16 protein-coding genes are annotated in these 13,162 nt (G+C 34.9%); 11 read left to right on the top strand and 5 right to left on the bottom strand.

From position 1 onward, the window contains the following. Positions 1–38 precede the first annotated feature (38 nt). From MHH59_RS16260 to MHH59_RS16245, 4 genes are all read right to left on the bottom strand, one after another. Positions 39–410 (bottom strand): cupredoxin domain-containing protein, encoded by a 372-nt coding sequence (locus MHH59_RS16260; RefSeq protein WP_002084529.1) that lies wholly within the window; start codon positions 408–410, stop codon positions 39–41. Positions 411–569: 159 nt separating this feature from the next. Beyond that, positions 570–1,829 carry a serine hydrolase domain-containing protein gene (locus tag MHH59_RS16255; protein WP_340851811.1) on the bottom strand — a complete coding sequence of 420 codons (1,260 nt, stop codon included), beginning with the start codon at positions 1,827–1,829 and terminating at the stop codon, positions 570–572. A 99-nt stretch (positions 1,830–1,928) separates the two neighbouring features. Further along, complete coding sequence (locus MHH59_RS16250; RefSeq protein WP_002128166.1) at positions 1,929–3,128, bottom strand: MFS transporter; 1,200 nt, start codon at positions 3,126–3,128, stop codon at positions 1,929–1,931. A 15-nt stretch (positions 3,129–3,143) separates the two neighbouring features. Continuing rightward, on the bottom strand, positions 3,144–3,563 hold the full coding sequence (locus MHH59_RS16245; RefSeq protein ID WP_002128165.1) for a MarR family winged helix-turn-helix transcriptional regulator: 420 nt from the start codon (positions 3,561–3,563) through the stop codon (positions 3,144–3,146). A gap of 173 nt (positions 3,564–3,736) precedes the next feature. Here MHH59_RS16245 and phaZ point away from each other — a divergent pair, with 173 nt between their 5' ends. The 5 genes from phaZ to MHH59_RS16220 all read left to right on the top strand — a co-directional run bounded on the left by phaZ (position 3,737) and on the right by MHH59_RS16220 (position 7,192). Continuing rightward, positions 3,737–4,654, top strand: coding sequence for an intracellular short-chain-length polyhydroxyalkanoate depolymerase (gene phaZ, locus MHH59_RS16240; RefSeq protein ID WP_340851808.1), 918 nt, complete (start codon positions 3,737–3,739; stop codon positions 4,652–4,654). Positions 4,655–4,714: 60 nt separating this feature from the next. After that, positions 4,715–4,939, top strand: coding sequence for a hypothetical protein (locus MHH59_RS16235; protein WP_078178941.1), 225 nt, complete (start codon positions 4,715–4,717; stop codon positions 4,937–4,939). Between the two features lie 113 nt (positions 4,940–5,052). Continuing rightward, positions 5,053–6,249 (top strand): MFS transporter, encoded by a 1,197-nt coding sequence (locus tag MHH59_RS16230; RefSeq protein ID WP_002128162.1) that lies wholly within the window; start codon positions 5,053–5,055, stop codon positions 6,247–6,249. Then, positions 6,233–6,433 carry an NETI motif-containing protein gene (locus MHH59_RS16225; RefSeq protein WP_000166305.1) on the top strand — a complete coding sequence of 67 codons (201 nt, stop codon included), beginning with the start codon at positions 6,233–6,235 and terminating at the stop codon, positions 6,431–6,433. Before MHH59_RS16230 ends, MHH59_RS16225 begins: the two co-directional genes overlap by 17 nt. Before the next feature lie 309 nt (positions 6,434–6,742). Then, positions 6,743–7,192: a VOC family protein gene (locus MHH59_RS16220; protein WP_002185408.1), complete on the top strand. Its 450-nt coding sequence runs from the start codon at positions 6,743–6,745 to the stop codon at positions 7,190–7,192. A gap of 147 nt (positions 7,193–7,339) precedes the next feature. Here MHH59_RS16220 and MHH59_RS16215 read toward each other — a convergent pair whose 3' ends face one another. Further along, complete coding sequence (locus tag MHH59_RS16215; RefSeq protein WP_033730817.1) at positions 7,340–8,422, bottom strand: S-layer homology domain-containing protein; 1,083 nt, start codon at positions 8,420–8,422, stop codon at positions 7,340–7,342. Between the two features lie 366 nt (positions 8,423–8,788). Between MHH59_RS16215 and MHH59_RS16210 the strand changes: the two genes are divergently transcribed. Genes MHH59_RS16210 through MHH59_RS16185 form a run of 6 tightly spaced genes read left to right on the top strand, consistent with a single transcriptional unit; the run spans position 8,789 to position 12,972 of the window. Continuing rightward, positions 8,789–9,211: a hypothetical protein gene (locus MHH59_RS16210; RefSeq protein ID WP_002013802.1), complete on the top strand. Its 423-nt coding sequence runs from the start codon at positions 8,789–8,791 to the stop codon at positions 9,209–9,211. Positions 9,212–9,236: 25 nt separating this feature from the next. Next, a complete protein-coding gene (locus tag MHH59_RS16205; RefSeq protein WP_002013801.1) occupies positions 9,237–9,542 on the top strand; it encodes a WXG100 family type VII secretion target in 306 nt (101 codons plus the stop codon). Positions 9,543–9,564: 22 nt separating this feature from the next. Continuing rightward, positions 9,565–10,284 carry a DUF5081 family protein gene (locus MHH59_RS16200; RefSeq protein ID WP_002013800.1) on the top strand — a complete coding sequence of 240 codons (720 nt, stop codon included), beginning with the start codon at positions 9,565–9,567 and terminating at the stop codon, positions 10,282–10,284. Continuing rightward, positions 10,284–10,610, top strand: a complete 327-nt coding sequence (locus MHH59_RS16195; RefSeq protein ID WP_002013799.1) for a hypothetical protein — start codon at positions 10,284–10,286, stop codon at positions 10,608–10,610. Before MHH59_RS16200 ends, MHH59_RS16195 begins: the two co-directional genes overlap by 1 nt. A gap of 32 nt (positions 10,611–10,642) precedes the next feature. Next, a complete protein-coding gene (locus MHH59_RS16190) occupies positions 10,643–12,487 on the top strand; it encodes an HNH endonuclease (RefSeq protein WP_340851802.1) in 1,845 nt (614 codons plus the stop codon). After that, positions 12,484–12,972, top strand: coding sequence for an SMI1/KNR4 family protein (locus tag MHH59_RS16185; RefSeq protein WP_033706965.1), 489 nt, complete (start codon positions 12,484–12,486; stop codon positions 12,970–12,972). Before MHH59_RS16190 ends, MHH59_RS16185 begins: the two co-directional genes overlap by 4 nt. Positions 12,973–13,162 lie beyond the last annotated feature (190 nt).

Below are 13,162 nucleotides of genomic sequence, written 5' to 3'. Positions count from 1 at the left end.
ACTTTATAAAAAAAGTAAGGATCGACCGGTACCGCTCGTTATTGGACTATTACTTTTCCATCCATTCCTTTCAAGTAGTGGAACCGACATATTAGTTCATATGTACCGGGAGTTTCAGGTTTTACGGTAATTGTTATTTCTTTTCCTGACGGGACTTCGGCGTCAATTCCGAGTTTTTTCACTGTGAAGGTATGTTCTCTATTTCCTTTGTTTTTCAATAGCAACGTCGTCGTTTTCCCAACCGGAACAGTGATGATACTCGGATTAAAGTAATCATCATTCAATTCAACCTCAATAGGCTGTCTCACAACGTCGGATTCGGCAAATACACGGAGCGAACCTAAAGTAGTCATAACTACAATCATCGCAAGTGAAATGATTAATCCAGTTAATAGCTTTTTCACAGACATTCGTAATCCCTCCTTTCCTAAGCACTAGTGTTTTCAAATTACTAAAATATTATCAATATAAATGGGGTTTAGGCGTGGCTTAAATAGTAATTCTTTCGGCAACTCCTACTAATCAAGTACTAACTGGAATAGGATTTGGGTAAATAAAAAAAGCCTCCACTACTGTGGAAGCTTCTCCAAATGATGTGCAATATCAATATACATATCGGAATAAACCGAATGGATTTCATTACTAGGCGCAGCGTTAGAAGAGAAGTGGACGATTACCATACTTGCTTTCGGGTCGATGTAAAGGGTTTGTCCGTAACTGCCTAACACTTCGAAAGCACCTTGTTCATTGTGCGGAATCCACCATTGATTATGATAAGAAATGGAAGCACCACGACCAATTGCGAGCTCACCTTCTTGTACATTTTTCACACTTTCTGTAATAGAAGAAGGGACGATTTGTTTTCCGTCATATTGACCATTATTTAATAGTAATTGTCCGAACCTCGCCATATCTCTAGCAGTTGCATTTAAACCAGCGCTTGCTTGTTCTACTTTTGTTTCATCTGTAACGTAATACGCGTTTTCTTCCATACCAATTTGAGACCAAATTCGTTCGCTTACATTTTCAGCTAACGATTTCCCTGTAATCGTTCGGATAATCCAAGCGAGTGTTTCAGTTGATCCGTTATTGTAAGAAAAAGCTGAACCAGGTGGTGCAGTTTCTTCTGCTTCTAGTAACATATCATAAATTTTCATAGGCCCCTCGTAATTTTTACCTCGGGGTAAAATATTACTAGCTAAATATAGTTGTGCATCTTGATTTTCTAGTCCTAGCTGCATATATCCGTGAGTAGGGTATTCAGCGGAAACTTGCATGTCCATTAATTGCTGAAGTGTTGATTTTCCAAACGGTGTATTTTTTAATTCTTTTATGTAAGTGTCAGCTGTTTTCTCTACATCAATAAGATTTTCTTCAGCGAGAGATTGTATGATTGCACCAGTAAACACCTTTGCTAATGATGCCATTCCATGAGGTTCACTCTCGTTATATCCATTGAAATATCGTTCATAAACAAGTTGACCATTATGTACAACGACAAAAGCATCTGTTTTGTTTTCGTCTAAAAGTTTTTTTAGAGGAGTCGTATTTCCAAATCTACGCTCCACAGCAAAATCGTCTAAGTTTTGTAACGCGGTAGGGAAGGGAGCAACTTGGTCAGGGATGTTTTTTACTTCATTTATTAAAGTGAATTCTTTCATATGTGTATACGACCAGCGTAAGTAAGGATCGTCCAACCAGTTTTCTTTTGTGACATTTGCTTTAGTGGGGGGCGTTTTATTATTTTTAAAAAAAGTAAACCCAAGCCCTGTAACTACGAATAGTAATACTAGTAACAGTAATAGCAGGGGAGATTTCTTTACATTCATATAGGTACCTCCTTTAGTTTCTATTATAAGTATACGCTCGTCTTAAAATAAATACAAAATAAGGAAAGTAAACGGGTAAGTTTACTTTCCTTATGAACGTTAAGCAGATATTTGTCCGTCTGTACTTTGTTTCTTGAATTTTTGTTTTCGTCCGTGTAATCCATAATATAGAAGTAAAGTGAACGCAACGATAATAGCTGCGATAAAATACATATTATGATAACTTGATTTGGCAGCGACTATACCTAAAATGAAAGAACCGAAGCCAATGCCACTATCAAAGAACGAGTAGTAAGTAGCTGTCGCAGAACCACGTCGATGGTTTGGAGCGGCAGAAATTGCAATCGTTTGGAAACTTGGAATTAATGTTCCGTATCCTAAACCGATTAACATACCTGCGCCAAGGAACCAAAATGAAGTTTGCGCTTGGCTTAAAATGAACATCCCAATTGTGAAAATAATAATAGCGGGATAAATAAGTACATTTTCACCGAAACGATCAAATATTTTCCCTGTAAATGGACGAGAAATGACCACAACAAGTGCGTATAAAATAAAGAAGTAACTTGCAATTTCGCTTAAACCGAGTTCTTTCGCATAAATAGGAATAAAGGATAAAATGCCACTATAAGAAAAGGCTAAAACAAATCCTGTTAGAGCGATTGGAATAGAAGATGGTTCAATTAAGTCTTTCCATTTCATTTTTTCTCGTTTTTGTTTGTTTACTGGTGCTTCATGCGGAATATTGACTAGTAATCCTAATAAAAATGCGAGTAATGAAAATACTGAACAAACGATAAATAGTACAGTAAATGAAAAATGAGAAATAATTGTTAAACCTAAAAAAGGACCAATTACCATCGGTAGACTCATAAATACGCCGTAATAAGCAAGTGCTTCGCCGCGTCTATGAGCTGGTGCTACATCAGTTACAATTGTTCCAGTTGCTGTTGTTGCCATTCCGAATCCAATACCATGTAAGAAGCGAAGGGCAAGTAATAAAAATAAACTTTGCGTACCGAAATACATAACAGTAGCGGCTAAAAATAGTGAAAGTGAAATAAATAATATTTTCTTTCTTCCTAAATCATCGAGCCATTTTCCTGTGAATGGTCTACATAAAACAGATGAAATAAGAAAAACAGTTGCAACTAAACCAATTTCCTCAGGTTTTCCTTTTAGGCTGTCTATAACATAGACAGGCAGAGTAGTCATAAGCATGTAAAATGTTAAAAAGAGAAACAGACTACTAAAACAAGTTCCGAGGAAATCCTTCGTCCAAAGTTTTTCACTTTGCATCGTCATCCCTCCATATTAATGATCTAAATTTTTGATAATTTGTTGTAACAATTGAAAAGCTTCATGTAAGTCTTCTTCTTTAATACCTTCTAGCGTCTTTTCTTCAAAGGAATCAACTTCTTCTTGCCATAGTGGAATCATTTTTAGTGCAGTATCAGATAATGAAATCAACTTTTCACGGCGATCTTTTCCTTCAGTACGAATAATCCAGCCCATCGTTTCCATACGTGTTAACGTACGAGTCATCGTTGGTGATTCAACATTTAAATACTGACATAATTCTGTTTGGGTACAAGATCCAGTTTGATTAATGCGGAAAATAACAGCCCATTGCGCACTAAATAATCCTGTTGGAGATACACGTTCATTAAATTTCTTCGTAAACTTACGAGAAGTTTGACTGACAATGTGGAAAAAATGTTGTTTTTCGTCCATGTATTTTGATCCTTTCAAATTAGTTACCTAGCTAACTATATACCTTTTTATTTTACTTGTCTAGTAATAGACATGTTGTTTTATGTGGAAATTTCGTATAGATTTTGTATTGAGAACGTACATTCTACATGGTATTCTTTAATTAAGTAAAGAATTTTCTTTCTATTAAAAGAATGGGGGAACTTGTGATGATTAAGCCTGCAACAATGGAGTTTGTTTCACTATCGAACGGAGAAACGATTGCGTATCAGGAAGTTGGAAGGCAAAATACAGAAATTCTTGTACTCATTCACGGGAACATGACATCGTCACAACACTGGGATTTAGTTATTGAAAAGTTGCAAGATCAATACCATATTTACGCTCTTGATTTAAGAGGATTTGGCCAATCAACATATAATCAATCGATAGATTCTTTACAAGACTTTGCAAGAGATGTAAAACTATTTATCGATCAATTAAAACTAGAAAAATTTTCATTAATGGGCTGGTCAATGGGCGGTGGTGTTGCGATGCAATTTACAGCGAATCATCCAACATTTGTCGAAAAGTTGATTTTAGTAGAATCAGTGGGAATGAAGGGATATCCAATTTTTAAAAAAGATATTAACGGGCAACCGATCGTATCAAGTTTAGTAAAGACGAAAGAAGAAATCGCGCAAGATCCCGTACAAATTGCTCCAGTGCTAGATGCGATAAAAAATATGAATAAATTATATTACCGTACAGTATGGAATCTATTAATATATACACATAATCAACCTGAACCGGATCGTTATGAAAAGTATTTAGATGATATGTTAACGCAACGTAATTTCGTAGATGTGAATTATGCGCTCATTACATTTAATATTTCGGATGAACATAACGGGGTTGTAGAGGGAAATAAGCAAATTCATCATATTAAAGTTCCAACACTCGTCATACAAGGTGACAGAGATTACGTCGTACCGCAAGTAGTCGGTGAGGAATTAGCAAAACATTTGCCAAATGCAGAGTTGAAGATATTAGAAGATTGCGGACACTCACCGTTTATAGATTGTTTAGATGTATTTATAAAACATGTTGAGGATTGGTTAGACAATAAATAATTCCCGAAATATAAAACTTGCATATACTATAGCATTTGTATGTATAAGGGGAGAGGGTCAATGCATAATCCATTTTTAATATATCATTCTCCATATAATGATCATCAATATATAAAAATGATTATAAATCCGATGTATATGCAAGTTTCACCAGCTGTAGTTCCTTTGCAAGTGCAGCAATCAATGGTCCATACACATCAGATTTTATTTGGGCCTTCATTTTATGAAAATCCATATTTTAAGCATTTTCATTACAATGTGAAAGCGCAAGTATGGGAAGGGTAAGAAGCTAAAAGGTTCATTCTTTTAGCTTCTTTTTTATTATGAATATTCGTACACGCATTTGAAGAAACAGTTTATAATGAAAAGTGGAAAGCGTGAGAAGGAGAGGGAAAGGGATGTCGATGCGTTTTACTTTTTGGATTATGGTTGGAATTGTAGCAATCTCAGGTTTGTCACAAGGGATGCTTTTACCTGCCATTGCAATGATTTTTGAACAAGAAGGGGTTAGTTCAAGTATTAACGGTATTCATGCGACGGCATTATATATTGGGATATTAGTTATTTCACCGTTTCTTGAAAAACCGATGCAAAAGTTTGGAATGAAGCCAATTATCGTTATTGGTGGGTTTCTCGTTATTATTTCATTATTCTTTTTTACACAAACTTTTTCATTTTGGGTATGGTTCGTTCTTAGATTTCTAGTTGGAGTCGGAGATCATATGCTTCATGTCGGAACACAAACATGGATTACGACAACATCAGACCCGAGTAAAATAGGTAGACAAGTATCGATATACGGTGTATTCTTCGGAATTGGTTTCGCAGTTGGCCCGTATTTAGCAAGCACTGTTCAGTACGGTCTTGCAACACCATTTATCGTATCTACTATACTTTGCTTAATAGGATGGCTTTTACTACTACCAACGAAAAATGCATTTCCAGCACAAGATGAGGCAAAAACTGAAAGTGAATCATCCTTTTCTCGTTATAAACAAGTCGTTGGATTAGCTTGGATTGCGCTAATTGGTCCGCTCGCATACGGCGTACTTGAAGCGATGTTAAATAGTAACTTACCAGTATACGCGCTTCGTAAAGGATGGTCTGTATCGGAAGTTTCCTTCTTATTACCAGCATTCGCAGTTGGAGGTATTATTACACAAATCCCGCTCGGTATATTAAGTGATAAATACGGAAGAGACCGTATTTTAACGTGGACGTTCAGTGTAAGTACGGGCATTTTCCTACTTGCAGCAGTATTTGATCAATATTACTGGATCGTCTTTGCATGTATGCTTATAGCAGGTATGGTCATTGGCTCGTGCTTCTCACTAGGGCTTGGATTTATGACAGATTTATTACCGAGACACTTACTACCAGCGGGTAATATATTATCCGGAATCGCCTTTAGTATAGGAAGTATTATGGGACCTGTATTAGGAGGCGTATTTATAGAAAAAATACAGTATACAAGCTTTTTTATTGCGGTTATGATTATAATGGGAATTCTCGCAATGGTATATATGGTCTACATGAAGAATCAATTCGCATCAAGAAAAATAGAAAGTAGGTTAGGGCATGACAAAACAACCTAATAAAAAGAAATTTGAAGTACTCGAAAACGAAACAATTACAGACTGCTTAGCGCGTATGGAACAAGAAGGATATGCACCGTCTCGTCGCATGGAAGAACCAATCTTTCATGAAGTGAAGAAAAACGGCAAAACAGAAGTTGAACCATGCGGTAGAAAAATTGTTTTTGAGGGGAAATTGAAGTAATCTCATAACAAATAGCCATCCAATTCATTTGAGTTGGATGGCTTGTTTTTTTACTGAACAATGAAAGGCTTAGCTAGAGATCTTTGTTAGTGAAGGTAGTATAGAGAGAAACTAACTACATGAAAATGTAAATTTAAGGATGATTAATGTATTGAATTTTAGGATTGGGACATCAGTTATAGAGCTGGATACCTATACATTTGAAGGAAAGAACAATTATACAAAAGTAGGATGTTTAAAAATATATTAATTTGTATGATAAAAACAAAACATATTTTTAAAAAATTAGAAAGGAGGGAGAAATATATAATGATACAAAGCATATATGAAACTCATTTACATGTCAGAAATTTAGAAAAGGCAATAGATTTCTATCAAAATAAGTTAGGTTTAGCATTAGCAAAAAGACTATCGAAAAGACGAGTTGCGTTCTTTTGGGTAGGAGAAAATAAAAAACAAATGCTCGGATTATGGGAAGTACATATAAATGAAGAATTTGAGACGAAACACTTCGCTTTTCGTGTAGATTTAGAGTTTTTAAATGCTTCAAAATTATGGTTAGAGAAGCGTGGAATAGAGGTAGTAGGGAGTCAAGGGAAAGGAAATCGAGAACCAATTGTCCAAAGGTGGATGCCAGCTGCAAGCGTATATTTTCTAGATTGTGATGGAAATAAATTAGAGTTTATTTCTATGTTATATGATGATCCAGATGAACTAGAATATGCAACGTATTTAAGTGAATGGAATGCGGAGCACTAAGAAAAATAAAGTGGAACTTTAATCAGTAGTAGTTTTACAGCTTTGTATTATGTTAAATAGATAGAAACAAAATAAAATCCCTCAAGAAAAGGCACGTTCTTGAAGGATTTTTTTATGCTTTATATATTTTATATTGCTTGTAACGTATTAATGATGTTCACTTTTAGATATTTCAGCGCGTTGAATATAACCATCAGAGAAGCTGAAATAAAGAGAATAGCTTCCTCGATTATATATAAAGCCTTCACTAGTCATATCCTCTCCAATTCCATCTGGCTCACCAAACCACTCTTTTAATTCATCGATAGTGATATCCATTTTTACCCATATATATCTAGCGTCCGAAGGGTACATATCAATATTATAATCTCCATATACCGCTGTAGTAGGTGCATCACATTCTGTACATGGTGCTTGCTTCCAAACATCAGGCACTCCAAATTCTTTTTTTACCTCAGATATATCTTTACCCAGTACATCTAATTTAAATGGACCAAACGTCCCATCCTGTAAAGCTGTTGCTAACATTTGTTTCAGTTCTTCTTTTGTATTGATGTTGAAATTATAAGATCTGTTCTTTGCTATTGCATTATAGAAAAATTGTGCATACTGCTCACGTTTCACAAGCATGTTGCCATTAAAATTACCAGACTCGTCACCTTGGGATATCCGGTTACTACGTAGCGTATTTACAGATTCATAGGCCCAATGACCTTTTGGTACATCTTTAAAGTTCTCTTGTCCTTTTGAGTTTAATTGAAATGCCTTTTGCAATACTACTGCCATCTCATACCGATTTAATGCGTCATCTGGACGAAATGCACCTGTTCCATCACCTGTCATAATTCCAGCTTGCGCAATGGCTTTGATATCCTTTTCAAACATATGATTTGTAATATCACTAAACATATTTCCCTGTTTATCATCTGCTATTAAACCTAAATGTCGATTGACTAAAGAAGCAACCTGTCCTCTAGTAATGTTGTCCCCAAAACCAAATTTTCCATTTCCATATCCCTTATAAATCCCTGCTGCTGCTAAGTAATCAATAGCAGTTTTTGACCAGTGGTCCTTTGGTACATCTGTAAATACAGTGTTCGCATTGCCAGCTACTTTATAGTTATTCGTAGTTGTTTGTGCGTTTGCTGTGCCTACCATCATTGTAGTTGCTAGTGCTGTGGTGATTACGAATCCCAAAATTTTTTTAGCTTTGCTTGTTTTCTTGCCCATTTGAGAAAGCCTCCCCAGTTTAATTTAACTTTATTAAATATACGTATTACACATATACATCTAATACAGCTAAATGTACACATCGTAATTATAACATGTAAATGATGATTATTTGTAATTAATTCACTTAATGTGGATAAAATTCCAATAATCTATATAAAACTATAATTTTTAGATAATAAATATTCATTGCTATTTAATTGAAGAAAAATGCGAAACCTTTTTATAAAATATGGAAATGTTAAAACCCCTTTGATAGAATAGCAATATGCAAAAATAATTATTTATAAATTCTCAATGTAATGAATATTCATGTTTAAATATACGAATTTAACTACATAGTTATTGTAATAAAGGGGGAGAAAGATGTTAGAGGAATTGTACACTGTTTTTTTAAATGCATCGGGTTTTACAGAAAGCGCGAGGAAACGAGATCAGTATGATAAATTACATGATTATTTAAAAAATCAAGAAAGAGAGTTAAAACGATTCATTCAAGATGCTGAATCAGCGAGGAGAGATTATGAGAGTAAAAGTAATGGCTTAGAAGCTAATAAAATTCCGGCAGTTGAATTTGAACAAAAACGTCATGAAAAGGATGAAGAATTAAATACAGTACTATCCTATTTTAAGAGTGCATTAAGCGATGTTGGATCTGCGATAGGTACAGCTTATGCAAAGTATTTGGAATATAAAGCGAAAGCAGAAGCGGAGAAAGCGTCCGCATACAATGCAGCGACCAAGGCTTTTGAAGAAAAGAAAAAGGAAATTGAAAATCTTATCCATTAAACATATAAAGAATGGGGGAACCCACATGAGTGGTAAAGAGGTTGAAATTATAGGAAGTAACACTGCAAGTGCCATTTCTTACGCGCAAAATATTGAAAATGGTATGAAGGATTCTTTAAACGAAGCGAAAAACTTAAAAGCATACGTTACATGTGCGAACTGGAATGGAAAAACGAGAGATGCCTTTTTAAGTTATCTAGATTTAATCATTCAATATAACTCAGAAATGGTAGAGGCATTTGAAGGACATACGAAAGCTTTGAAAGAGTTAGATAAAAGTATTCAGACGTACGGAGATAGACCGGAAGTAAGGACGATAAAACAGTTGTGATGGATAAATGAGGGATAAAAGAATGGGAAAAGAAATGAATTTTGCACCTGCTGAATTATATGTTCTCGCAGGTGCAGCTGGGGTTACGGATATATTTGGATTGCCAAACCGTGACGTAATTATTTTACTTGATGAAGAATGTGTCACAAAAGCAACTACGAGTTTAAAAGAAAAAGGCTTACTTACAAGCGAAAATGGAATTACCCCTGCAGCTTTTCAAATTATTGAGCTATTAAAGGAATATGAAAATTGTCATGAATACACGAGAATTAATAATGTATTAATTGGTTTTTTGAAACATGATAAAGATCGAGTGGCTGTATTAACAGAAGTAGAGCCAAATAAAAAATACGAGATCGACTACATACCAAAGCCAGACGTATATTTTTCATTATTAACACGCATCCCTTTCTTGTTGAGAGAACCGAGGGAAATAGAAGATACATTTTTCTCAAAGAGAATGACAGAAACAGAACAACAAACATTTGAGGAAAAAGATTTATCAAATAAAGACGTTATAGCGATGGAAACGTATACGAGGCCTCGGAGTAATAGAGGAGGAAAATGGGAATGTTTCTTATATTTCACTGAAGGAGAAGATTTCGTTCAAATAGATGTAGATCGTAATCGATATGACTGGGTGAGCCTCTATGCGGTTAATAAGAAATTGTATGACGTGTTAAAAATGCCGTATAAAAAATTAATTGACCCGAGACAATTCTCGTTAGGAGGTATTGAATAATGCAAGTATCAATGGGAGATGGTGGTTCTAGTGGTGGAGAAGAAGTATTAGTTAATTTTCAAGAACTACTTGATATAGTAATGAAGTTAGAAAACATATATACAATCCATGTAGACGTCATTGGAACGAATATTGAGAGTTTACTAAGCTGTGATTTTTATCAAAAAGGTGAAGCGATGAGAGTAATTGAAAAATATCCTGATATATTACATAAAACACTTGAATTGGCTGAACACTATTCTAGATCGGCGAAAGTTGTAGGAAATGTATGCGTGGAAATGCTTGAAAAGGACGAACAATTACGTGAAAGATTAAGTAAGTTGTAGAAATCACCATACGGCTGGGGGATGAAAACAAAATGGATGTGAAATATAGACCTGAACCATGGCAAGACATGGGAGATGGTATGAATCGAATTACAAAAGATGCTCTCATGAAATTACGGGACGCAAATGAATTATTAAAAAGAATTGATGGAAGAATACGAGAGTCAGATTCGGATGGTAGTATACATTTTAACCCAAAAGATCAATCGCAAAAAATCGGAGAATTACTTGATAGCTATTCGACATTACAAAAATATTGCGGAGAAGCAGGGCGAGTAGTCTCTGAACATATAGATAAACCTTTTTTAGTAGAAATGGATAAATTCGCTCAAAAAATGAGAGATACATCTATTCTCAGTTTCGAAACAAATAACCGAATTGGCTCTACAACAACGACAGTATTACCAGATGCGCACGCAGGGTACGGAAGTATACCACAAACAATACAGACGAAAAAAGATAAAATAACAGTAGAAGATATTTTTAAAGATTCACCTGCATTTGATAACGTACTGAGAGGGGAATACAAAGAACTAAAAAAACAAAATCCAGATGCAAAACTAAATTATGAAGAATACAAGAAAGTAGTCCCATCCACACGAGGATTTGAATACAAATCGATAGAAGATGAACAGAAAAAACTAGAAATGATACGAGACATAGGAATAGGCGTAGGAATCATCATCACAACAATCCTTTGCCCGCCACTCGGGGCCGCTGCCGCAGTAGTATACGGCGCTGTACAAATAAAAAGCGGTATCGACGGAGAAGACTGGGGAACACACCGGAAATTGAGCCAAGAAGAACGCACAGCAAACATCATTTTTGGCGGATTAGACGCAATTCCAGTTGTTGGAGCAGTAGGAAAAGGAGTAAAAGCATTCAAAGGCACGAATGAATTAGCTGATTTAGCGAAATTATTAAAATTCAAAGAAGGAATGCCTGGTTTTAATCCAAATTTGGGTAAAAATGTGGTACAATCATTGCGTGATAATAAAGCTACTATGCTTGACCGTTTGAAACTAGCGAGCCTTAAAATAGAGAAATCTGGAAATGGAAAGATGTATCAACTTGGCGAAAAAATAGCCAAAAGCATAGATGATAGGACAGCCAAATCGGCAAGTTTTGAAGTTGACGGAAATGGCTTACTAATATCTAAACAAGGTGGTACAGATTTCCAAAGCTGGGTGAATAAGCATCATACAGAAAGTAATAAGATTATAGATGATAAGATTAAGGGTGTAGAGGCTTCTCTTGCTAGTAAGGGTACGGGTAACGCTGTTCATAGATCTGAAATTGACGAAGTAATTAAAAATAATTACGATAAAGACGGAAACTTGATTAATAGATCAATTGTTCCTAAGGGATATGATAGTGTTGAAGATTTCTTAAAACAAGTAGATGATACTACCATCAAAGAATTTGGGTATGATAGTGTTGAAGAGTTTAAAGAAGTTGTAGAACTAACAGAAACATATTTGAATACTAAAACGAAAAATAATATATTAAATAAGCCTTTAGCAGGAGGAACACATGTGAAAAAAGGAGTAGATTTTGATATTTTAGGATTCCCAATATTTAAAGGGGATGATGTTAAGTTTTCTTTAAAGTTAGAGAAAGATTTCTATGTTATGAAAGATACAGATCAATTTAGGGAATGTACTAAATTGGTAAAAGAAGCAATTGAGAAAGGCGAAATCTCAAAAGAATTATTCACTAAAAAGCAGTTAGCTCAAATAAATGATGGTTTGCCTAGAATAGATGGATTAATATGGCATCATCATCAAATACCGGGGAAAATGCAATTAGTAATAAAAGAAGTTCATAGTGTGAATCATTTAGGTGGAAATAGATTATGGGGAGGCGGAATTAGATGAAGAATTTAGAATGGAAGTATGCGGATGATTCGGTTACGGAAGAATTTGTGGAGAAAATAGGTCAATCACTGGGAGTTGAGTTTCCAAAAGATTATATCGAGTGTGCAAAGGTAAATCATGGGGCTAATGTAATACCATATTGTTTTGATGTTGAAGGAATAGAAAGAGTTTTTGGTGCATTACTTTCTTTTGATGAGGAGAGTAGTGATTATATTGTAAGAGATTATAATAACTACCGTGCTACCTTACCTAGAGATGTAATTCCTTTTGGAATTGATCCAGCAGGAAATTTAATTTGCTTTGATTATAAAAATCATGAAGAAAATCCAATTGTTGTTTTTTGGGAACATGAAGATGCATGGGAAAAGGAAGCGCTGATGGAAAGTGAAGGGATTACGGCAGAAGAAGCAGAGAAAATCGCAAGAGAAAATGTATTTTACATTGCAGATACATTTACTGATTTTTTAAGTAAATTACACGATTAAAAAATATATTGATGAATGAAAAATAAATTTTATGTGAAGTGGATAGAAAAAATAATAGGGTGTTTGAAAATAGATACTCCATGATGGTTGTACCATCATGGAGTACTGTGTGCAATGATAGAATAGAAAACGAAGTACGAGCTTAGGTGAGATGACATTTTACATGGCGATGAATATAAACACATGGAAT

The sequence above is a fragment of the Bacillus sp. FSL E2-0195 genome (assembly GCF_038003645.1).
Lineage (GTDB): Bacteria > Bacillota > Bacilli > Bacillales > Bacillaceae_G > Bacillus_A > Bacillus_A mycoides.
Note: the sequence above shows the minus strand (reverse complement) of the source record. Positions and strands in the feature narration are given on the sequence as shown.